Below are 20,800 nucleotides of genomic sequence, written 5' to 3'. Positions count from 1 at the left end.
CGTTTGGCGGCCTAGGCCGACCACAACCCTGCGGCAGCGCGCTCGTTCCAGGAATCCTGCCTGTGTCCAACCTCGTTCATACCGAAAGGTTTCACATGGGAATCGCTTTGCTCACCCTGTCCTGCCTGCTTTCCCCGCTGCGCGCCCGCCTGGCGCGCAAGAAGCGCGCGCCTGGCAGCCCGGCGACAAGTACCGCCCTGCTTCGCCCGCCACACGCCAGTCATGCTGGCGCGCCGGCCCAGCCCGCCGCCAGGCATGCCGTGCCGCTGCGCGTGGTGCGCGTGGCCGAGGCCGGCTACCGGCCCGGCTGTGCCGGGCGCATGGTGATCTCGGGGCGCATGGCGGACGTCTGCGCCGAGCTGGACCGCCTGGCCGCGCGCGAGTCCGCGCTCGCGCAGCCCTGAGCTTCTGTTCTGCGTCGCCACGGGGCCATGCTGCGCGCCCAAAAATCTCGCGGCCGGCCCCTGGCCCCTGTCGGAGCCAAGGCCAAGGCACAATGACGGCATGAACATTGTGATCCTTGACGACTACCAGGATGCAGTCCGCAAGCTGGCCTGTGCGACCAAGCTCGATGCCTATCCCGCCAAGGTCTATACCAACACCGTCAAGGGCATAGGCCAGCTGTCCGTGCGGCTGCGGGACGCCGATGTGATCGTGCTGATACGCGAGCGCACCCAGATCACGCGCGCCCTCGTGGAAAAACTGCCCCGGCTCAAGCTGATCGCCCAGACCGGCAAGGTCGGCAGCCATATCGACGTGGCAGCCTGCACCGAGCGCGGCATCGCGGTGGCCGAAGGCGTGGGTTCGCCGGTCGCCCCGGCCGAGCTGACCTGGGCCCTGATCATGGCTGCCATGCGCCGCCTGCCCCAGTACATCGGCAACCTCAAGCATGGCGCCTGGCAGCAGTCCGGCCTCAAGTCCGCCTCCATGCCACCCAATTTCGCGCTTGGCACCGTGCTGCGCGGCAAGACCCTGGGCATCTGGGGCTACGGCAAGATCGGCCAGCTGGTGGCCGGCTACGGCAAGGCCTTCGGCATGCAGGTGCTGATCTGGGGCAGCGAGGCCTCGCGCGCGCGCGCCGCCTCTGATGGCTACGTGACCGCCGCCAGCCGTGAAGCCTTCTTCGAGCAGTGCGACGTGCTCTCGCTGCACCTGCGCCTGCACGATGACACGCGCGGCATCGTGACGCTGGAGGACCTGTCGCGCATGAAGACCACGGCGCTGATCGTCAACACCTCGCGCGCCGAGCTGATCGAGTCCGACGCCCTGATCAGCGCGCTCAACCGCGGACGCCCGGGCCTGGCCGCCGTCGACGTGTTCGAGGCCGAGCCCATCCTGCAAGGCCATGCCCTGCTGCGTCTGGAGAACTGCATCTGCACGCCTCACATCGGCTACGTCGAGCTCGACAGCTACGAGATGTATTTCAACGCCGCCTTCGACAACCTGGTCAACTACATCAAGGGCACGCCAACCAACATCGTGAACCCCGGCGCGTTGCAGGTGCGGCGCTGAAGCCCCCGGCCCGGGCTATGCCCTGGGGCCTTCAGGCACGGGGAAAACATGCACGATAATGCAGCTCATGCAAACCTCCCTCACCTTTCCAACCGTGGGCATCATCGGCGCCGGCGCCATGGGCCGGGGCATTGCCCAGATCGCGGCCCAAGCCGGCAGCCAGGTCTTGCTGTTTGACACCCAGCCCGAGGCCGGTGCGAAAGCCCAGGCGGCGATCGCCGCCCAATGGGACAAGCTGCAGGACAAGGGCCGCCTCTCCGCCGAAGCCGTGGCCGGCCACAAGGCGCGGCTGCAGGTCGCCACGGCGCTGCCAGAACTGGCCGACTGCGACCTGGTCGTCGAGGCCATCGTCGAGCGCCTGGACGTCAAGCAGCGGCTGTTCGCCGAGCTCGAGGCCATCGTCCAGCCCTCGGCCGTGCTCGTGACCAACACCTCCTCTCTCTCGGTGACGGCGATTGCCGCCGGGCTGAAGCAGCCCCAGCGCTTCGCGGGCTACCACTTCTTCAACCCGGTACCGCTGATGAAAGTGGTCGAGGTCATCGCGGGCCTCAAGACCGACGCCGCGGTCTGCGCGCGCCTGGCCGACTACGCACGCCAGATGGGCCACACCCCCGTGCAGGCCCAGGACACGCCCGGCTTCATCGTCAACCACGCCGGCCGCGGCTACGGCACCGAGGCGCTGCGCATCGTCAGCGAGGGCGTGGCCGACTTCGCCACCGTCGACCGCATCCTCAGGGACCAAGTCGGCTTCAAGCTCGGCCCCTTCGAGCTGTTCGACCTCACCGCGCTCGATGTCTCGCACCCGGTGATGGAGTCGATCTACCAGCAGTACTACCAGGAGCCGCGCTACCGGCCCAGCGTGATCACGGCCCAGCGCCTGGCGGGCGGCGTGGTCGGCAAGAAGGCGGGCGAGGGTTTTTACCGCTACGTCGACGGCGCGGCCCAGGTCGCGGCCGAACCGCCGGCGCCCCAGGTCGAGGCGCTGCCGCCGGTCTGGGTTTCGCCGCGCGCCGCGCGCCGCGCCGAGTTGCTGCAACTGCTCAAGGACCTGGGCGCGAGCATAGAGACCGGCGCCTCGCCCTCGCCGGTCGCGCTCACTCTGGTCGCGCCGCTGGGCTTCGACGTGACCACGGTGGCCGTGGTCGAGCGCCTGGACCCGGCACGCACGGTCGGCATCGACATGCTGATCGACGACGCTGCGACCAAGCGCCGCGTGCTCGCCACCAACCCGGCCACGCGCGCCGACATGCGCGACGCGGCCCACGCCCTGTTCGCGCGCGACGGCAAGCCTGTGAGCGTGATCCGCGACAGCGGCGGCTTCGTCACCCAGCGCGTGGTGGCGGCCATCGTCAATATCGCGGCCGACATCTGCCAGCAGCGCGTGTGCAGCCCCAAGGACCTGGAAACCGCGGTCACGCTGGGCCTGGGCTATCCGCTGGGCCCGCTGGCCATGGGCGACCGCTGGGGGCCGACCAACGTGCTCGAGGTGCTGTTCAACCTGCAGACGGTCTACGGCGACCCGCGCTACCGCCCCAGCCCCTGGCTGCGCCGCCGCGGCGCGATCGGCCTGTCCCTGATGCACGAAGAGGAGTGAAATGAACCGCCCCCACGCTCATCACTTCGTGTATTCGCTGCCCCCCGAGGGGGCCCAGGCCTCCCTTGGGGCGGCCCGGCGGGAGGCCTGACCCATGCCCGCCGAACTGCGTAGCACCCACCATGGCATGACCATGGTGCTGACCATCAGCAACCCCGAGCACCGCAACGCCCTGGGCCCCGAGATGTACGCCGCGGGCGTCGAGGCACTGAGCGTGGCCGAGTCCAGCCCCGAGGTGCGCAGCGTGGTCATCGTCGGCGAGGGCAGTGGCTTCAGTGCCGGCGGCAACCTGCAGCGCCTGCAGGCCAACCGCCAGCTGCCGCCCGAGCACCAGGCGCAGAGCATCGAGGGCCTGCACAACTGGATCGAGGCCATTCGCACCTTCCCCAAGCCGGTCGTGGCGGCGGTGGAAGGCGCGGCGGCAGGCGCCGGTTTCTCGTTGGCCCTGGCCTGCGACTTCATCGTCGCCGCCAGCAACGCGGTGTTTGTCATGGCCTACACCAACATCGCGCTCTCGCCCGATGGCGGTGGCAGCTGGAGCCTGAGCCGCGCCCTGCCGCGCCAGCTGGTCAACGAGCTGCTGATGTGCGCCGAGCGCATCTCCGCCGCGCGCCTGAACGAGCTGGGCCTGGTCAACCGCCTGGCCGATCCGGGCCAGGCCCTGGCCACAGCACTGGAGCTGGCCGAGCGCCTGAACGCGCGCGCGCCGAATGCCCTGGCCAGCGTGAAGGAGCTGGTCAACGAGGCGGGCGCGAACTCGCTGAACCAGCAGCTCGCGCTGGAACGCGACCACTTCGTGAAGAACCTGCACCACGCCAACGCCGGCATAGGCATCGCCGCCTTCCTGGCCAAGCAGACGCCGCGCTTCGAGTAGTTTCGGCCCGCGGCCCTGCGCCGCGGGCGCCCGTCCCCGCTCTCCAAGGCCTCGCGCAGGCCAGACGCTCAGGTGACAACCCCAGGCGTCTGGCCCAGTCTCGCGCGCGACAATGGCGGCGTTCCCAGTCACCGACAAGACAGGCCATGGACGACCCGATTCTTACCATCGACGAACGAGAGGCGATCAACAACGGTCGCTGGTTTTCATCCCTTTCGCCGTCGCTGCGGCACGACATACTCCGATGCGCCTGGGTCAAACGCTACAAGGACGGCGAGCTGATCGCCGCGCGGGGCGATCCCCCCGAGCAGTGGATCGCCTGCGCCAAGGGCGCGGTGCGCGTGAGCTCAACCTCGGTCTCGGGCAAGCAGGTCACGCTGACCTACGTGGAGCCGGGCATCTGGTTCGGCGACGTGGCGATCTTCGACGGCGACCGGCGCACCCACGATGCCTACGCGCATGGCGACACCACCATCCTCAACGTCTCCAAGGCGGACTTCAAGCGCATCCTGTCGCAGCACACCGAGCTCTACGAGGCCCTGCTGCGCCTGCAGGCGCGGCGCATCCGCCAGCTGTTCGGCTTGGTGGAGGACCTCAACACCCTGCCGCTGCGCGCGCGCCTGGCCAAGCAGCTGACCCACCTGGTGCGCAGCTACGGCGTGTCCAGCCTGTCCGACGCCAGCGAGATGCGCATCGGCCTGCAGCTGGCTCAGGAAGAACTGGCCCAGCTGCTCGGCGCCTCGCGCCAGCGCGTGAACCAGGAACTCAAGGCCATGGAGCGCGAGGGCGTGATCCGCATCGAGCCGGGCGGCCTGGTGGTGCGCGACCAGCAGACGCTGATGCGCATCGCGGAGGCCGAGGACTGATTCCAACTTCTCCCACTTCTCTTCGAGCGTGAGCAACTTCGACCATTTCCTTGGCACCCGCCCCCTGACCGATGCCCATGCCTTCGACGCCGCGGCGCTCGGCGCCTGGCTGGAGAAGAACCTGGAGGGCTTTCGCGGCCCCCTGAGCGTGGAGATGTTCAAGGGCGGGCAGTCCAACCCGACCTACAAGCTGCTCACGCCGGGCCGCAGCTACGTGATGCGCGCCAAGCCCGGCCCGGTCGCCAAGCTCCTGCCCTCGGCCCATGCGATCGAGCGCGAGTTCGCGGTCATGCAGGGCCTGTACGGCACCGACGTGCCGGTGGCGCGCATGCATGTGCTGTGCGAGGACGAATCGGTGATCGGCCGCGCCTTCTACGTCATGGAGTTCGTGCAGGGCCGGGTGCTGTGGGACCAGTCCCTGCCCGGCATGAGCCCGGCCGAGCGCGGCGCGATCTACGACGAGATGAACCGCGTGATCGCGGCCTTGCACAAGGTGAAGTTCGCAGAACGCGGCCTGTCCGGCTACGGCAAGCCCGGCAACTACTTCGAGCGCCAGATCGGCCGCTGGAGCAGGCAGTACCAGGCCTCGGTCACCCAGCCCATCCCCGAGATGGACCGGCTGATCGAATGGCTGCCCGCGCACATCCCGGCGCGGGCGCGCGACGCGTCCCTGGTCAGCATCGTGCACGGCGACTACCGGCTCGACAACCTGATGTTCCACCCCAGCGAGCCGCGCGTGCTGGCCGTGCTCGACTGGGAGCTGTCCACCCTGGGCCATCCGCTGGCCGATTTCAGCTACCACTGCATGGCCTGGCATATCCCGCCCGGCACCTTCCGCGGCATCGCCGGACTGGACCTGCCGGCCCTGGGCATACCGAGCGAGGCCGATTACATCCGCCGCTACTGCGAACGCACCGGCTTCGCCACGCCCGAGCAGCTGCGCGAGGACTGGAACTTCTTCCTGGCCTACAACATGTTCCGCATCGCCGCGATCCTGCAAGGCATTGCCAAGCGCGTGGAAGCCGGCACCGCTTCCAGCGAACAGGCGCGCGCCTCGGGCGCCGGCGCCCGGCCCATGGCCGAGCTGGCCTGGAAATACGCCCAGCAGGCCTGAGCGCCCACCACCGATTCACACCCCGCAGGAGAGACCGACATGGATTTCGCATACAGCCCCAAGGTCAAGGACATGCAGGCGCGCCTGCTGGCCTTCATGGACCAGCACATCTACCCCAACGAGGCGCGCTTCCTGCGCGAGATCGCCGAGAACCGCGCCAGGGGCAACGCCTGGGTGCCGACCGCGGTGATCGAGGAGCTCAAGCCCAAGGCGCGCGCCGCCGGGCTGTGGAACCTGTTCCTGCCGCGCTCGCCGCGCGCGCCCGAAGGCCTGTCCAACCTCGAGTACGCGCCGCTGTGCGAGATCATGGGCCGCGTGCCCTGGGCCGCCGAGGTGTTCAACTGCTCGGCCCCCGACACCGGCAACATGGAGACGCTCGAGCGCTACGCCAGCGAGGCGCTCAAGGACCGCTGGCTCGAGCCGCTGCTGCGCGGCGAGATTCGCTCGGCCTTCCTGATGACCGAGCCCGAGGTGGCCTCGTCGGACGCGACCAACATCCAATGCAGCATACGCCGCGAGGGCGACGAGTACGTGATCAACGGCCGCAAGTGGTGGTCCTCCGGCGCCGGCGACCCGCGCTGCGCCATCTACATCGTCATGGGCAAGACCGACCCCGAGGCCGGCCGCCACGAGCAGCAGTCCATGATCCTCGTGCCCGCCAACACGCCCGGCATCAAGGTGCTGCGGCCGCTCACCGTGTACGGCTGGGACGACGCGCCGCACGGCCACATGGAGGTGCTGCTGGAGAACGTGCGCGTGCCCGCCGGCAATCTGCTGCTGGGCGAGGGGCGTGGCTTCGAGATCGCGCAGGGCCGCCTCGGCCCGGGCCGCATCCACCACTGCATGCGCTCCATAGGCGCGGCCGAGCGCGCGCTGGAACTGATGTGCAAGCGCCTGAACAGCCGCGTGGCCTTCGGCCGCGAGATCGCGCGCCAGTCGGTCTGGCAGGAGCGCGTGGCCGAGGCGCGCTGCATGATCGAGCAGGCCCGCCTGCTCACGCTCAAGGCCGCCTACATGATGGACACCGTGGGCAACAAGGTCGCCAAGGCCGAGATCGCGATGATCAAGATCGTGGCGCCCAACATGGCCTGCCAGATCATCGACTGGGCCATCCAGGCCCATGGCGGCGCCGGCGTGTCGGACGACTTCCCGCTGGCCTACGCCTGGGCCCACCAGCGCACCCTGCGCTTCGCCGACGGCCCGGACGAGGTGCACCGCAATTCGCTGGCCAAGCTCGAGCTCGCCAAGCACCTGCTGCTGCCGCGCGAGGTCGAGATGCCGGTGACACGCGGCAGCTGAAGCCGCGCGCCTGCAGGGCCCGGCGGAACCGGGGAGAATCGCCGATTTACCGAGGAGTGTCTTTCGTGATCGACGTTTTCTCCTGGCCCACACCCAATGGGCACAAGGTCCACATCATGCTCGAGGAATGCGGCCTGCCCTACCGCGTGCACGCCGTCAACATCGGCGCCGGCGAGCAGTTCGCCCCCGAGTTCCTGCGCATCAGCCCGAACAACAAGATCCCCGCCATCACCGACCCCGATGGCCCGGACGGCAAGCCGATCTCGCTGTTCGAGTCCGGCGCCATCCTGCTCTACCTCGCCTCCAAGACCGGCCGCTTCCTGCCCAAGCCGGTGCGCCAGAGATACGAGGTGCTGCAGTGGCTGATGTTCCAGATGGGCGGCGTCGGCCCCATGCTGGGCCAGGCGCACCATTTCCGCCTCTACGCGCCCGAGAAGATCGACTATGCGGTGCAGCGCTATACCAACGAGGCCAGGCGCCTCTACGCCGTGATGGACAAGCAGCTCGACAAGCGCAAGTACATCGCCGGCAACCAGTACAGCATCGCCGACATCGCCATCTTCCCCTGGCTGCGCAGCTGGCAGAACCAGGGCATAGACTGGACCGACCATCCTCGCCTGAAGGACTGGTTCGACCGCGTCGGCGAGCGCCCCGCCGTGCAGCGCGGCGTGCAGGTGCTGGCCGGCGTGCGCAAGCCGTTGACCGACGACAAGGCGCGCGAGGCACTGTTCGGCCGCACGCAATATGCCAGGCGCTGAGCCACACGCCGCCTGCAGCGGCTAGAATGCAAGGCTTGTCGGAGCGTAGCGCAGTCTGGTAGCGCATCTGGTTTGGGACCAGAGGGTCGAAGGTTCGAATCCTTTCGCTCCGACCATCATCCGCAGCAAAGGCCCGCCGCGCGGGCCTTTGCCCCATCTGCCCGTAGCTCAACTGGATAGAGCAACGGCCTTCTAAGCCGTAGGTCGGGGGTTCGAGTCCCTCCGGGCAGGCCAGCGACTTAATTGGGCAAACGCCAATCCACCCCCTCTGGGAGGAATCGATATGTTCCAAGTTCACGTCTATCTGTACGTTTGGGATAGCGCGAATCTCGAGCTATCCGAGAACTGGGCGGCCTTCTACAAACGGATTGAGCTCCCGTTCGCCCCATTCATTGGCCTGGAAATCAAACTTCCACTCGACACGATGGGCTGTCGAATCGAAAGCGTCAGCTGGGACGTCGAGGGGGGATTTTTCCGTTGCAAGGCCGAGGACCTATTCACCAACACAGTGGAGCTCGATCAGCCAGCGTTTGAGGATTGGCTGGAGGATCTTGCAGAGACCGGTTGGACGTCCGATGGGATCCATCCCAAGCAGAGCTAGGGTTCGATCCCCTCCTGGGTCAGATCCGCACTTCAAGCCACCTCACGCCCCCTCACCCCAGCCGCTGGCGCGCGTCCTGGCTGAAATACCGCAGGCGGTACAGCCGCCAGGGCCCGCCCATCGGTTCCTGGCAGAAGCCGTAGCGGAAGGTCTCGGGCCAGCGCGGCAGGTCGTAGCGCAGGTCCGTGAACCAGACGCACAGCTGCGCCTCGGAGGCATCGACGCGCGCCAGCGCCGGGAAGACGGCGAAGCGGCCGAAGGCCGCGAAATCGGGCCGCATCCATAGCTGTTGCGCCAGTTCGCGCAGCTGCGGGTCCTCTCCGAAGCGATGGTGCGGCGACCAAGCCAGCCGGTCGGGCGGCACATAGGCCTGCGCCAGCTCATGCAGGCGGCCCAGGCCGGGCCATGGCGGCACCAGCGCGCCATGGCCCAGCAGGTTGACATGGGCCACCTGGTAGCGCGGCCCCTGCTGCGCGATGAGCTTCCAGTTGAACGGTGAAAACGGCTGGGGCAGCGCCTCCAGCTGGTCCGGCGCCATGCCGGCCACCGAAGCGGCGTCGGCACCCAGGCGCAGCGCCTGCTGCTTGAGCAGGGCCTGAGCCCCCACGCCGAGGCACAGCAAGGCCAGCCCCGCCGCCGCGAACCCGCGCCGCCCCGTGCGCAGGGCGGCGGCGAGGCTCGCGCCCAGGACCAGGGTGATCAGCGGATCGACGACGAAAGTGAAGCCCAGGTTGGGGCGCCAGTCAGACAGCGGGTACAGGATCTGCGTGCCATAGGCGGTGATCAGGTCCAGGACAAGGTGAGTGGACAGTCCGACGCCGCTGACCACCGCGGCTTCGCCCAGCGCCTGCCGGCGCCGCGTCAGGACGCAGAACATGGCGCCCAGCAGCAGCGCCCAGCAGGGCAGCAGCACAAGAGAGTGGGTCGGCGCCTGGTGCCAATCGGCAAGAAAGCGCAGCGGATCGATGAGAAAAGCCAGGAAGTCCGCGTCCGGGAAGGCGGCGGCGAGACCGCCCAGCAGCAGCCGATCGCGCATGCCCAGCTGCTTACCTGCGCCGGCGCCGAGGTAGGCGGCTTGGGCGCCCATCAGCGCATGGGTCAGGGCGTCCATGCGGGACTCAGCGCGACCAGCGCATGGCGACGCGCTCGGCCAGCAGCAGTTGCCGATCGAGCCAGGCGCGCGTGCGCCCCGCGTCCGGCGAGTCGTCCCACAGCCAGCAGCCGAGGGTGCTGACAAAGATGGCTGTGAGGGCGGCCTCCTCCAGCTCGCGCCGCAGGCCCACGGCTGGCAGACAGGCCGTCTCCCTGATCCACTGCACGGTGCGGCTCACGCGCAGCAGGCCACGCAGCTGCAGATGCAGGTGATCGGGCTGCCCCTTGTAGCGCAGCATCTCGATGCTCAGGCGCCGGTGCGCGGCCAGCGCCTGCAGCCAGGCCAGTATCGCGCGCGACAGGCGCTCGCGCACCGGCAGGGCAAGCCAGCCGGCCGCTTCGCCGGCACGAAGCAGGGCCCGATCGGCGCGGTCGAACCAGGCCTCTGCCAGATCGTCCTTCTGACCGTAGTGGCGGTGGATTTCTTCCAGGGCGATGCCCATGAGGTCCGCGAGTTCGTGCAAATGCAGTGCGTCCCAGCCGTCGCGTTCGCCGAGCAGCAGGGCCGAGTCCAGAATGCGCTCGGCCCGGTCATCGTCCTCGCCCATGGCATGCCGCTCCTCTTGAGACCGCCCGCGCGGCCCATATCACCGAAGACTACATGGCAGGGCGGGTCTGCCCCGGTAATAACCCTGTGTGGATCGCACGATCAAAGGCAATATACTGCCGCTCAATCAGGCGTGCGCAATTTAATGCACATCTAACGGCTTCAGTTCGAACAGGCATGCACCGGGGCCCGGCCCGATCCAGAACTGCCGCGATGTTCGGGTAAGCCCCAAGACCGAGCGCGATCCGATTTCGGGTAAATTACTTTAGGTCTAAATTAAATAGGAGACTTGCATGGCATCCCACCTGACTTCCCGCCGCTTGGTCCTCTCGCGCAGCGCCGCCTTGATAGGCGCTGCCTCCACCGGCCTGCTGCTGCCCGAGATCGCACGCGCCCAGGGCGCCAAGGTCCGTGTGGGGCTGATGCTGCCTTACACCGGCACCTTCGCCCAGCTCGGCGTGGCGATCGAGAACGGCGTGCGCATGGCGATCGCCGAACAGGGCGGCAAGCTCGGCGGGCGCGAGATCGATTGGTTCAAGGTCGACGACGAGTCCGACCCCTCCAAGGGCGTGGAAAACGCGAGCAAGCTGGTGCAGCGCGACAAGGTCGACGTGCTGATCGGCACCGTGCACTCGGGCGTGCAGATGGGCATCCAGAAGGTGGCGCGCGACTCGGGCGTGCTGACCCTGATCCCCAATGCCGGCGTGCACGCCGCCACACGCGCGCTGTGCGCGCCCAACGTGTTCCGCACCAGCTTCTCCAACGGCCAGCCGACCATGGCCCTGGGCAAGGCCATGGTCGATCGCGGCCACAAGAAGGCGGTCTGGATCACCTGGAAATACGCGGCCGGCGACGAGGCCTTCGAGGGCTTCAAGGAAAGCTACACCAAGGCCGGCGGCACCATCGTCAAGGAGCTCGGCCTGCCCTTCCCCAACGTCGAGTTCCAGGCCCTGCTGACCGAGATCGCCGCGCTCAAGCCCGACGCCGTGGCCTGCTTCTTCGCCGGCGGCGGCGCGGCCAAGTTCATCAGGGACTACGCCGCGGCGGGCCTCAAGGGCAAGATCCCGCTGTACGGTTCGGGCTTCCTGACCGAGGGCGTGCTCGAGGCCGCCGGACCGGCGGCAGACGGCATACTGACCACGCTGCACTACAGCGACTCGCTGGACACGCCGCGCAACAAGGCCTTCCGCCTGGCCTATGCCAAGTCCTTCAAGCAGCAGCCCGACGTCTACGCCATGCAGGGCTACGACACCGGCCTGCTGCTGGCCCAGGGCGCCAACGCCGTCAAGGGCGACCTGGCGAACAAGGCCGCGCTCTACAAGGCCATGGAGTCGGCCACCATCGACAGCCCGCGCGGCAAGTGGACCATGAGCCGCGCCCACAACCCGGTGCAGGACATCTACCTGCGCCAGGTGGAAAAGGGTGAGAACAAGGTGATCGGCGTCGCCGCCAAGGCGCTGGCCGACCCGGGCACCGGCTGCCGCATGGCGGCCGCGGCCTGAATGCATGGCCCCCACGCTCGTCACTTCGTGTACTTCGCTGCCCCCCGAGGGGGCCGCAGTCGCCTGGGGGCGGCCCGGCGGCGACTGAGCCTTCGGAGTCCGCGCATTTCCGCAGTCCAACAACGGCGGATGCCCTCCGCCGTTTTTCTTGCCTCATTCCCATGGACCTAGCCAACTTCCTCATACAGCTGCTCAACAGCGTGCAGTACGGGCTGCTGCTGTTCATGCTGGCCGCCGGCCTGACGCTGATCTTCGGCATCATGGGCGTGGTCAACCTGGCGCATGGCAGCTTCTACATGCTCGGGGCCTACCTGGCCTATTCGCTGAGCAGCCAGTTCGGCAGCTTCACGCTCGCCATCGTCGGCGGGACCGTGCTGTCGGTGCTGTTCGGCCTGGTGCTCGAATGGCTGCTGTTCCGCCACTTCTACCACCGCGACCACCTGGACCAGGTGCTGCTGACCTTCGGCCTGATCTACATCTTCGAGGAGGCGCGCTCCCTGCTCTGGGGCGACGACGTGCATGGTGTGCAGATCCCGGAGTTGCTGGCCGGCTCGCTCCCGCTGACCGAGACGCTGTCCTATCCCGTGTACCGCCTGTTCATGTCGGGCGTGTGCGTGCTGCTGGCGGTCGGCCTGTACCTGCTGATCTCCAAGACCCGCCTGGGCATGAAGATCCGCGCTGGCGCCTTCAACCGCGACATGACCGAGGCCCTGGGCATCAACATCAAACTGATCCACGCCATCGTGTTCGCGCTCGGCGTGGCGCTGGCCACGGTGGCCGGCATGATCGCCGCGCCGATCTCCAGCGTCTACCCCAACATGGGCTCGTCGGTGCTGATCATGTGCTTCGTGGTGGTGGTGATCGGCGGCATCGGCTCGGTGCGCGGCGCCCTGATCTCGGCCCTGCTGGTCGGCCTGGTCGACACCTTCGGCAAGGTGCTGCTGCCCCAGCTGGCCGGCATGCTGGTCTACATGCTGATGGCGGCCGTGCTGCTGTGGAAGCCCGAAGGCCTGTTCAAACACTGAGATTGCACCATGAGTTCTCCCAAAGCCAACCTTGAGACCCTGCCGCGCAGCGCACAGCTGCTGCTGGCGCTGGGCCTGGTCGCGCTGGCCGCCTTTCCGTTCGCCGGCAGCGACTTCTACATCCAGATGGTCACGCGCATGATGATCCTGGCCATCTTCGCGATGAGCCTGGACCTGCTGCAGGGCGTGACCGGCCTGGTCTCGCTGGGCCACGCGGCCTATTTCGGCCTGGCCGGCTACGCCCTGGCCTTCCTGACCCCGGCGGGCGAGCCCGTGAGCCTGTGGTGGACCCTGCCGCTGGCCGTGCTGGCCTCGGCGCTGGCCGCGCTGGTGATCGGCTTCTTCGTGGTGCGCACCCACGGCATCTACTTCATCATGGTGACCATGGCCTTCGCGCAGATGGTGTTCTACCTGTTCTTCGACAACAAGGTGCTCGGCGGCTCGGACGGCATCTACATCAACTTCAAGCCCGACGCGAGCCTGCTGGGCTGGCTGCCGTTCGACCTGGAGAACAAGCAGGTGTTCTACTTCTTCACCCTGGCCTGCCTGGTCGGCGTCTACGCCTTCCTGCGCCGCCTGCTCTGGAGCCCGCTGGGCCGCGCCCTGGCCGGCATCCGCGTCAACGAGCACCGCATGCGCGCCATGGGCTTCGCCACCTTCGGCTACAAGCTCTCGGCCTTCACGCTGGCGGGTGCGCTGGCCGGCCTGGCGGGCTACCTGTGGGGCGCGCAGACCGGCTTCGTCAACCCCGAGCTCATGGGTTTCCACATGAGCGCGCACGCCATCATGATGGTCATCCTCGGCGGCATGGGCAACTTCGCCGGTGCCATCGTCGGCGCCTTCGCCTTCGAGTCCCTGCTGCACGAATTCAAGGACCTGCCGGCCGTCGGCGCCTTCAACCTGGGCAAGCACTGGCAACTCTGGATGGGCCTGTTCATCGTGCTCGTGGTCACCTTCGCGCCGCGCGGTCTGCTCGGCCTGCTGGGACGCCTGGGCGTGCGCAAGGACCGGCCCGCGGCGCCCCACGCCGCGCCGCCCGCCCCGGCCGCCGTGCGCAAGGAAGGCAGCCATGCTTGAAGTCGTGCTCTCGGCGAAGAGCCTCACCAAGCGCTTCGGCGGCCTGGCGGCGGTCAACAACGTTACGCTGGACCTGTGGCGCGACCGCATCCATGCCGTGATCGGCCCCAACGGCGCCGGCAAGTCCACGCTGACCAACCTGCTGACCGGCGACCTGGCGCCCACCTCGGGCAGCATCACCCTGGGCGGACGTGACGTGACGCACTGGCCGCCGGAGAAAAAATCGCACCAGGGGCTGGGACGCAGCTACCAGAAGACCAACATCTTCGCGCCGTTCACCGTCTGGGAGAACGTGCGCCTGGCCGCCCAGTCGCGCGACCCGCAGCAGCCCTGGAACCCCTGGCGCTGGCTGCAGGACGCGTCCGCCTCGGCCGCCACCCGGGCGCGCGCCGAACGCGCGCTCGAGCTGGCCGGCCTGCAGGGCCGGCGCGACAGCGTCGCAGGCGCAGCCAGCCACGGCGAGCAGCGCCAGCTGGAGATCGCGATGACGCTGGCCACCGAGCCCCAGGTGCTGCTGCTGGACGAACCCCTGGCCGGCATGGGCGTGGCCGAGGCCGAGCGCATGGTCGAGCTGCTGCTGAGACTGAAGAAGAACCACGCCATGATGCTGGTCGAGCACGACCTCGACGCCATCTTCACGCTGGCCGACCACCTGACGGTGATGGTCAACGGCCAGGTCATCGCCAGCGACAAGCCCGCCCTGGTGCGCGCCGACGCGGGTGTGCAGGCCGCCTACCTCGGGGAGGAACACTGAAATGAAACGCCCCCACGCTCATCACTCCGTGTATTCGCTGCCCCCCGAGGGGGCCCAGGCCTCCTTTGGGGCGGCCCGGCAGGAGGCCTGACATGTCGGACCTGCTGATCGAGGCGCGAGGCCTCAACACTTATTACGGCGCCAGCCACATCCTGCGTGACCTGGACTTCACGGTCGCACGCGGCGAGACCATCGGCCTGATGGGGCGCAACGGCATGGGCAAGAGCACTCTGCTCAAGACCCTGATGGGCCTGGTCAAGCCGCGCAGCGGCAAGGTGCAGATCGCCGGCCGGGACATGACCGCCAGCCCGCCCTATGAGATCGCGCGGTTGGGGCTAGCCTACGTGCCCGAGGGGCGCGGCATCTTCGGCAACCTCAGCGTGGTCGAGAACCTGAAAATGGCCGCGCGCCCCGGCACGCGCGGCCAGCGCGACTGGACCTACGAGCGCGTGCTCGAGACCTTCCCGCGCCTCAAGGAACGCCTGGGCCACGGCGGCCAGCAGCTCTCGGGCGGCGAGCAGCAGATGCTGACCATAGGCCGGGCGCTGATGACCAACCCCGACCTGCTGATCCTGGACGAGGCCACCGAGGGCCTGGCACCACTGATCGCGCGCGAGATCTGGCGCATCTGCGGCCTGATCCGCGAAAGCGGCATCAGCAGCATCATCGTCGACAAGAACTGGAAGCACGTGACCCAGATCACCGACCGCAACATCATCCTGGTGAAGGGCCAGGTGGTGTTCGAGGGCAGCTCCGAACAATTGCTCGCGCAGCCGGGCCTGCTCGAGCAGTACCTCGGCGTCTGAGCGCTACAGCAACGGCCGCAGCTCGCGCGCCGCGTCCAGCAGCAGCGGCAGCAGGTCGCGCTGCAGCCGCTCGCGCTCTAGGCGCGCCGGCGAGGCCACCACGTTGAGCGCGGCCACGGTGCGGCCCTGCATGTTGCGCAGCGGGACGGCCAGGGCGTGCACGCCGAGCTCGTGCTCCTCGCTGGCGACACAGTAATCGTCGCGCCGCACCTGCTCGATCAAGGCACGGAAGGCCTTGGCGTCGATCTCGGTCTGCGGCGTCAGGCGCAGCAGGGTGCGGCCCTTGAGCCAGGCGTTGAGTTCCTTTTTCGGCAGCGCCGCCAGCAGCACGCGCCCGGTCGAGGTCGCGTGCGCGGGCAGGCGCGCGCCCAGGTGCAGGCCGTAGGCCAGCAGGCGCGGCGTGGGCCCCAGCACGGCGCTGCGCGCCACGATCACCACCTCGTCGCCGTCCAGCACCACGGCCGAGAAGGACTCCAGCGTCTGCGCCGCCAGGCGGTTCAGCGTCGGTTGCAGGGCGCGCGGCAGGCGCGCCGAGGCCAGGTAGCTGCCGGAAAAGCGCAGCACCTTGGGCGAGAGCCAGAAGTAGCTGCCGTCGCTCTCGAGGTAGCCCAGATGCGCCAGCGTCAGCAGGTGGCGCCGCGCCGCGGCGCGCGTGAGGCCGGCGCGCTGCGCCGCCAGCGTGGCGTTCAGGCGCTGGCGCTCGGTGTCGAAACTCTCCAACACGGCCATGCCCTTGGCCATGCCTTCGATGAAATCGGCGCGGGCGATCGTCATGGCGGCTTCTCCTCTGAGGGTATCACGGTTGCGCGGTGATCGCGCACCTGCGGCGATCATCGCACATTCGCCGCGCTGCGCACTGGCGCACGGGCCTTGCGATGCCTAAGCTAGCGCCATCTTCACCAAATCACCAGGAGACACTCCATGCGCACCCAGGTTGCCATCATCGGTGCAGGCCCCTCCGGCCTGCTGCTCGGCCAGCTGCTGCACAAGGCCGGCATAGACGCCGTGATCCTCGAACGCCAGACCGGCGACTACGTGCTCTCGCGCATCCGCGCCGGCATCCTCGAGCAGGTCTGCATCGACCTCATGGACGAGGCCGGCGTGGGCCAGCGCATGCACAAGGAAGGCCTGGTCCACGGCGGCATCGACCTGCTGTTCAAGGGCCAGCGCCACCGCATCGACATGAACCAGCTGACGGGCGGCAAGAACGTCATGGTCTACGGCCAGACCGAGCTCACGCGCGACCTGATGGAAGCGCGCGCCGCGGCCGGCCTGAGCACGGTCTACCAGGCCACCAACGTGCAGGTGCACGACTTCGACGGCAAGAACCCGCGCGTCACCTACGAGAAGAACGGCCAGACGCACGAGATCCACTGCGACTTCATCGCCGGCTGCGACGGCTTCCACGGCGTGTGCCGCGCCAGCGCGCCGCGCAGCGCGATCCGCGAGTACGAGAAGGTCTACCCCTTCGGCTGGCTGGGCCTGCTGTCGGACACGCCGCCGGTGCACGATGAGCTGATCTACGCCAACAGCCCGCGCGGCTTTGCCCTGTGCTCGCAGCGCAGCCACACGCGCAGCCGCTACTACCTGCAGGTGCCGCTGACCGACAAGGTCGAGGACTGGTCCGACGAGGCCTTCTGGCAGGAGCTGCGCCTGCGCCTGGACCCCGAGGCGCGCGCGAAGCTGGTCACCGGCCCCAGCATCGAAAAGAGCATCGCCCCGCTGCGCAGCTTCGTCACCGAGCCGCTGCGCTTCGGCCGCATGTTCCTGGCCGGCGACGCCGGCCACATCGTGCCGCCCACCGGCGCCAAGGGCCTGAACCTGGCAGCCACCGACGTCAAGTACCTCTACAACGGCCTGGTCGAGTACTACCAGGACAAGTCGGAGGCCGGCATCGACCGCTACTCCGAGCTGGCGCTCAAGCGCATCTGGAAGGCCGAGCGCTTCTCCTGGTGGTTCACCAGCCTGATGCACCGCTTCCCCGGCGAGGGCGAGATCGCGCAGAAGTTCCAGGAAGCCGAGCTCGACTACCTGATCCACAGCGAGGCCGGCGCCCGCACCATCGCCGAGAACTACGTCGGCCTGCCGCTGGACTTCGGCCAGTGAACCTGGGTCGGCCGCGCTAAGCGCGCGGCGGCTGCGGCACGTGGCGCGCGCCCCAGGCCAGCACGGCCGAGGCCAGCACCACCACGCCCAGCGCCGCTGTGAGCGACCAGCTGCGCGCCAGCGCCCCGATCAGCGGCGGGCCGATCAGGAAGCCGCTGTAGCCGATCGAAGACACGGCGGCGATGGCCGCGGCGCGCGTGGTGCCGGGCACGCGGGTCGCGGCGTTGTACAGCAGCGGCACCACCATGGCCAGGCCGGCGCCGATCAAGGCGTAGCCCGGCAGGGCCACCATCGGATGGCCGCTCAGCAGCACCGCCGCCATGGCCACCGCGCTGAGCCCACCGCCGAAGCGCAGCAGGCTGCGCTCCGCGAAGCGCCGGCGCAGGCCGTCGCCGCCGAAGCGGGCCATGGCCATGGCCGCAGAGAAGGCCGCATAGCCCATGGCCGCCTGTTCCTGCGCCAGGCCCAGCTCCTGCTTGAGGTAGAGCACGCCCCAGTCGTACATCGCGCCCTCGGCGCTCATGCCGGCGAAGATCAGCAGGCCCAGCACCAGCAGCTGGCCGCGCGGCCAGGCGAAGCGGGCGCGCGGCCCCTCGGCGGGACCTTCCTCGGGGTGGGTGTCGAGCATGCCGCGCGCGGTGAGGCCCACCCACAGGGCCACGGCCGCGCCTATCGCCAGCAGCTGCCAGCTCGCCGCCATGCCGCCGCGCAGCAGCGCGGCCGTCAGCACGGCCCCCGCCATGCCGCCCAGGCTGAAGCTGCCGTGCAGGTTGCCCATGATGGGCCGGCCGGCCAGGGCCTCGAGCGCCGAGCCTTCGGTGTTGATCGCCACGTCGAACAGGCTCATGACCGCGCCGAACAGCAGCATCGAAGCCAGCAGCCAGCCCAGGGACGGCCAGGACAGGGCCAGGGCCAGCATCAGGCCCATCGCGGCGGCGCAGCATTGCGCCGCGCGCCGCGCGCCCAGCCAGGCGACGAAGCGACCGGCCACGAACAGCGAGGACACGGCGCCGACGGCCGCGGCCAGCAGCACCAGCGCGAGCAGGCCCTCGTCCAGCCCGTACTGCGACTTGACCGAGGGGATGTGCACGCCCCAGGCGCCGCCGAGCACGCCCAAAGCGCCGAACTGGGCGCGCGTGGCCCAGCGCGCGCGGCGCCAGCGGCCCTGCGCGGCGGCCACCGTGGCCGGCACGGGCACGGTGGCCGCCAGCGATTCGCTGCTCGTCATCGCGGCCCCAGCTGCACCGGCGCCCCGCGCTGCGCGCTGGCGTAGATCGCGTCCAGGATCTCCATCACCACCAGGCCCTGCTCCGCACCCGCGTCGTGCGGCCTGCCGCTCAGCATGGCCTCGGCGAAATGGTGCATGGCCGAGAGCGCTGGCGTGTTGGGCGTGTGCATCAGCAGGTCCATGGCGGCGCCATTGTGCTCCATGAACATCTCGGCCGAGAACTGGTAGCCCTCGTTGAGGTTCTTCTGCAGCAGGCCGGCACGCGTGCCCAGCAGCCGGGTCTCCATGAGCTCGGCCTCGCGGATATGGGCGGCCCAGGAGGCCTCGAGCACCAGCGTGGCGCCGTTGCGGAAACGGATGAAGCCGGCCGCCAGGTCCTCCACGTCGAAGCGCTTGCCCGAGGCCGCCGCCAGCGGCGCCGCGATCGCGTCGTAGCGGCTGCCCATGACCCATTCGGGCTCCGGATAGCCCATCAGCCACAGGGCCAGGTCCAGCCGGTGCACGCCCAGGTCGATCAGCGGCCCGCCGCCGGCCAGCGCCTGCTGGCCGAACCAGCCGCCGAAGCCCGGCATGCCACGGCGGCGGTGCCAGACGCTGCGGCCGAAATAGAAGTCGCCGAACACGCCGGCGTCCACCTGCCGCTTCAGCGCCTGCGACTGCGCGCTGAAGCGGTAGGAGAAATTGATCATCAGCCGCCGGCCCGCGGCCTCGGCCGCGTTCAGCATCTCGCGCGCCTCGGCCGCGCTCATGGCCATGGGCTTCTCGCACAGCACATGGCAGCCCGCGGCCAGGGCGGCGAGGGTCAGATCCTTGTGGAACTTGTTGGGCGTGCAGATGCTCACGGCGTCCAACGACTCGCCAGCCAGCATGGCCTCGGCGCTGGCATGGCGGCGGGCGATGCCGAACTGCTCGCCCACCTGCTGCAGGCGCTGGGCGTCGGGGTCGGCGATCGCGACCACTTCGACCTGAGGGTGCTGGCGCCAGCCCTCGATGTGCATGCGGCCTATGCCCAGGCCCACGACGCCGACCCGCAGGCGTCTGCCGTCCGCCAGGCCCTCGGAGCGGGACGGGCCGGCGGCGGCCGCCTCGGCCTGGTAGTCCATCTGGGACGCGCTCATGCGATGTCTCCCTGTTCCTGCAGCATGCCCACCCGGCCGAAGCTCAGGGACTTGGGGCTCAGCGCCTCCAGCGGCGCGGTGTTGGGACAGCGGTCGGCCAGGCGCACGCGCGGCGCGGCCCATTGCACGGCGTTGGCGATCACGCGCTGCACGTTGGCGTCGTGGTAGGTCGGGTAGGCCTCGTGGCCGGGGCGGAAGTAGAACACCCGGCCATGGCCACGTTGCCAGCAGCAGCCGGAGCGGAACAGCTCGCCTCCCTCGAACCAGGACAGCAACACCAGCTCATCGGGCGTGGGGATGTCGAAGCGCTCGCCGTACATCTCCTCGTAGGGCAGCTCGAAATGCTCGGGCAGGCCGGCCGCGATCGGGTGGCTGGGCTCGACCACCCACAGGCGCTCCTTCTCGTCGGCCTCGCGCCACTTGAGCGAGCAATGCGTTCCCATCAGGCGGCGGAAGATCTTGGAGAAATGCCCCGAGTGCAGCACGATCAGGCCCATGCCCTCGAGCACGCGGCGCTGCACGCGCTCGACGACCGCGTCGCTGACCTCGGCATGGGCCTTGTGGCCCCACCACAGCAGCACGTCGCAGGCGTCCAGCCGGGCCGCGCTCAGGCCGTGCTCGGGCTCGTCCAGCGTGGCCGTGCCCAGGTCCAGGGCGCGCGCGCCCGGCAGGGGCGAGGCGGTCTCGCGCAGGGCCGCCGCCAGGGTCGCGTGCATGCCGGTGGGGTAGATCGCGGCGATCGCCGGGTTCTCCTGCTCGTGGCGGTATTCGTTCCAGACAATGACAGAAATCTTTTCGGACAAGGAAGTCTCCTTAAAACTTGCGACATGGCGCCTAAGCAAGCGAACTACACTCGCAACGTAGGCC

General features: G+C 68.9%; 21 protein-coding genes and 2 tRNA genes. 17 read left to right on the top strand and 6 right to left on the bottom strand.

All coding sequences use genetic code 11. The features are described from left to right. The first annotated feature begins 95 nt into the window (after window positions 1–95). The 11 genes from FFS10_RS16305 to FFS10_RS16255 all read left to right on the top strand — a co-directional run bounded on the left by FFS10_RS16305 (window position 96) and on the right by FFS10_RS16255 (window position 8,618). Complete coding sequence (locus FFS10_RS16305) at window positions 96–404, top strand: hypothetical protein (protein WP_137895532.1); 309 nt, start codon at window positions 96–98, stop codon at window positions 402–404. A 100-nt stretch (window positions 405–504) separates the two neighbouring features. Continuing rightward, window positions 505–1,512, top strand: a complete 1,008-nt coding sequence (locus tag FFS10_RS16300) for a D-2-hydroxyacid dehydrogenase family protein (protein WP_137895531.1) — start codon at window positions 505–507, stop codon at window positions 1,510–1,512. A 67-nt stretch (window positions 1,513–1,579) separates the two neighbouring features. Then, on the top strand, window positions 1,580–3,106 hold the full coding sequence (locus tag FFS10_RS16295) for a 3-hydroxyacyl-CoA dehydrogenase (protein ID WP_137895530.1): 1,527 nt from the start codon (window positions 1,580–1,582) through the stop codon (window positions 3,104–3,106). Window positions 3,107–3,200: 94 nt separating this feature from the next. Then, complete coding sequence (locus FFS10_RS16290; RefSeq protein ID WP_137895529.1) at window positions 3,201–3,980, top strand: oxepin-CoA hydrolase, alternative type; 780 nt, start codon at window positions 3,201–3,203, stop codon at window positions 3,978–3,980. A 146-nt stretch (window positions 3,981–4,126) separates the two neighbouring features. Continuing rightward, entirely contained in the window at window positions 4,127–4,846 is a 720-nt protein-coding gene (locus FFS10_RS16285) for a Crp/Fnr family transcriptional regulator (protein ID WP_137895528.1), read from the top strand. A gap of 28 nt (window positions 4,847–4,874) precedes the next feature. After that, window positions 4,875–5,960, top strand: coding sequence for a phosphotransferase (locus FFS10_RS16280; protein ID WP_137895527.1), 1,086 nt, complete (start codon window positions 4,875–4,877; stop codon window positions 5,958–5,960). Window positions 5,961–5,999: 39 nt separating this feature from the next. Continuing rightward, complete coding sequence (locus tag FFS10_RS16275; RefSeq protein WP_137895526.1) at window positions 6,000–7,259, top strand: acyl-CoA dehydrogenase family protein; 1,260 nt, start codon at window positions 6,000–6,002, stop codon at window positions 7,257–7,259. A gap of 65 nt (window positions 7,260–7,324) precedes the next feature. Beyond that, window positions 7,325–8,017 (top strand): glutathione binding-like protein, encoded by a 693-nt coding sequence (locus tag FFS10_RS16270; protein WP_137895525.1) that lies wholly within the window; start codon window positions 7,325–7,327, stop codon window positions 8,015–8,017. Window positions 8,018–8,056: 39 nt separating this feature from the next. Then, window positions 8,057–8,133: transfer RNA gene (locus FFS10_RS16265), tRNA-Pro, on the top strand. A 41-nt stretch (window positions 8,134–8,174) separates the two neighbouring features. Further along, window positions 8,175–8,251: transfer RNA gene (locus FFS10_RS16260), tRNA-Arg, on the top strand. Between the two features lie 49 nt (window positions 8,252–8,300). After that, window positions 8,301–8,618: a hypothetical protein gene (locus FFS10_RS16255; protein WP_137895524.1), complete on the top strand. Its 318-nt coding sequence runs from the start codon at window positions 8,301–8,303 to the stop codon at window positions 8,616–8,618. Between the two features lie 52 nt (window positions 8,619–8,670). Here FFS10_RS16255 and FFS10_RS16250 read toward each other — a convergent pair whose 3' ends face one another. Both FFS10_RS16250 and FFS10_RS16245 read right to left on the bottom strand, forming a co-directional pair. Next, the gene (locus tag FFS10_RS16250) at window positions 8,671–9,729 is read right to left on the bottom strand and encodes a metal-dependent hydrolase (RefSeq protein WP_137895523.1); all 1,059 of its coding nucleotides are present in this window, start codon (window positions 9,727–9,729) and stop codon (window positions 8,671–8,673) included. Between the two features lie 7 nt (window positions 9,730–9,736). After that, window positions 9,737–10,318 (bottom strand): hypothetical protein, encoded by a 582-nt coding sequence (locus FFS10_RS16245; protein ID WP_137895522.1) that lies wholly within the window; start codon window positions 10,316–10,318, stop codon window positions 9,737–9,739. 304 nt (window positions 10,319–10,622) lie between these two features. On the opposite strand from FFS10_RS16245, the gene FFS10_RS16240 reads away from it, so the two are divergent. The 5 genes from FFS10_RS16240 (at window position 10,623) to FFS10_RS16220 (ending at window position 15,481) form a co-directional block, all read left to right on the top strand. After that, entirely contained in the window at window positions 10,623–11,819 is a 1,197-nt protein-coding gene (locus tag FFS10_RS16240) for an ABC transporter substrate-binding protein (RefSeq protein WP_137895546.1), read from the top strand. A 161-nt stretch (window positions 11,820–11,980) separates the two neighbouring features. Next, window positions 11,981–12,844, top strand: a complete 864-nt coding sequence (locus FFS10_RS16235; RefSeq protein WP_137895521.1) for a branched-chain amino acid ABC transporter permease — start codon at window positions 11,981–11,983, stop codon at window positions 12,842–12,844. Window positions 12,845–12,853: 9 nt separating this feature from the next. Continuing rightward, a complete protein-coding gene (locus FFS10_RS16230) occupies window positions 12,854–13,921 on the top strand; it encodes a branched-chain amino acid ABC transporter permease (protein WP_137895520.1) in 1,068 nt (355 codons plus the stop codon). Then, on the top strand, window positions 13,914–14,675 hold the full coding sequence (locus tag FFS10_RS16225; protein ID WP_137895519.1) for an ABC transporter ATP-binding protein: 762 nt from the start codon (window positions 13,914–13,916) through the stop codon (window positions 14,673–14,675). The genes FFS10_RS16230 and FFS10_RS16225 overlap by 8 nt, the downstream gene beginning before the upstream one ends. Window positions 14,676–14,767: 92 nt before the next feature. Then, window positions 14,768–15,481, top strand: a complete 714-nt coding sequence (locus FFS10_RS16220; RefSeq protein ID WP_137895518.1) for an ABC transporter ATP-binding protein — start codon at window positions 14,768–14,770, stop codon at window positions 15,479–15,481. A 3-nt stretch (window positions 15,482–15,484) separates the two neighbouring features. On the opposite strand, the gene FFS10_RS16215 is transcribed toward FFS10_RS16220, so the two are convergent. Beyond that, window positions 15,485–16,255: an IclR family transcriptional regulator domain-containing protein gene (locus tag FFS10_RS16215; protein WP_137895517.1), complete on the bottom strand. Its 771-nt coding sequence runs from the start codon at window positions 16,253–16,255 to the stop codon at window positions 15,485–15,487. Window positions 16,256–16,402: 147 nt separating this feature from the next. On the opposite strand from FFS10_RS16215, the gene pobA reads away from it, so the two are divergent. Beyond that, window positions 16,403–17,587 (top strand): 4-hydroxybenzoate 3-monooxygenase, encoded by a 1,185-nt coding sequence (gene pobA, locus FFS10_RS16210; protein ID WP_137895516.1) that lies wholly within the window; start codon window positions 16,403–16,405, stop codon window positions 17,585–17,587. Window positions 17,588–17,603: 16 nt separating this feature from the next. Here pobA and FFS10_RS16205 read toward each other — a convergent pair whose 3' ends face one another. Genes FFS10_RS16205 through FFS10_RS16195 form a run of 3 tightly spaced genes read right to left on the bottom strand, consistent with a single transcriptional unit; the run spans window position 17,604 to window position 20,736 of the window. Beyond that, complete coding sequence (locus FFS10_RS16205) at window positions 17,604–18,815, bottom strand: MFS transporter (RefSeq protein ID WP_137895515.1); 1,212 nt, start codon at window positions 18,813–18,815, stop codon at window positions 17,604–17,606. Further along, entirely contained in the window at window positions 18,812–19,933 is a 1,122-nt protein-coding gene (locus tag FFS10_RS16200; RefSeq protein ID WP_137895514.1) for a Gfo/Idh/MocA family protein, read from the bottom strand. Before FFS10_RS16200 ends, FFS10_RS16205 begins: the two co-directional genes overlap by 4 nt. After that, window positions 19,930–20,736 (bottom strand): ThuA domain-containing protein, encoded by an 807-nt coding sequence (locus tag FFS10_RS16195; RefSeq protein WP_137895513.1) that lies wholly within the window; start codon window positions 20,734–20,736, stop codon window positions 19,930–19,932. The genes FFS10_RS16200 and FFS10_RS16195 overlap by 4 nt, the downstream gene beginning before the upstream one ends. Window positions 20,737–20,800 lie beyond the last annotated feature (64 nt).

The organism is Ramlibacter sp. 2FC, assembly GCF_005503345.1.
In the GTDB taxonomy this organism is placed as follows: Bacteria; Pseudomonadota; Gammaproteobacteria; order Burkholderiales; family Burkholderiaceae_C; genus SCMQ01.
This window is presented reverse-complemented; position numbering and strand designations above follow the sequence as displayed.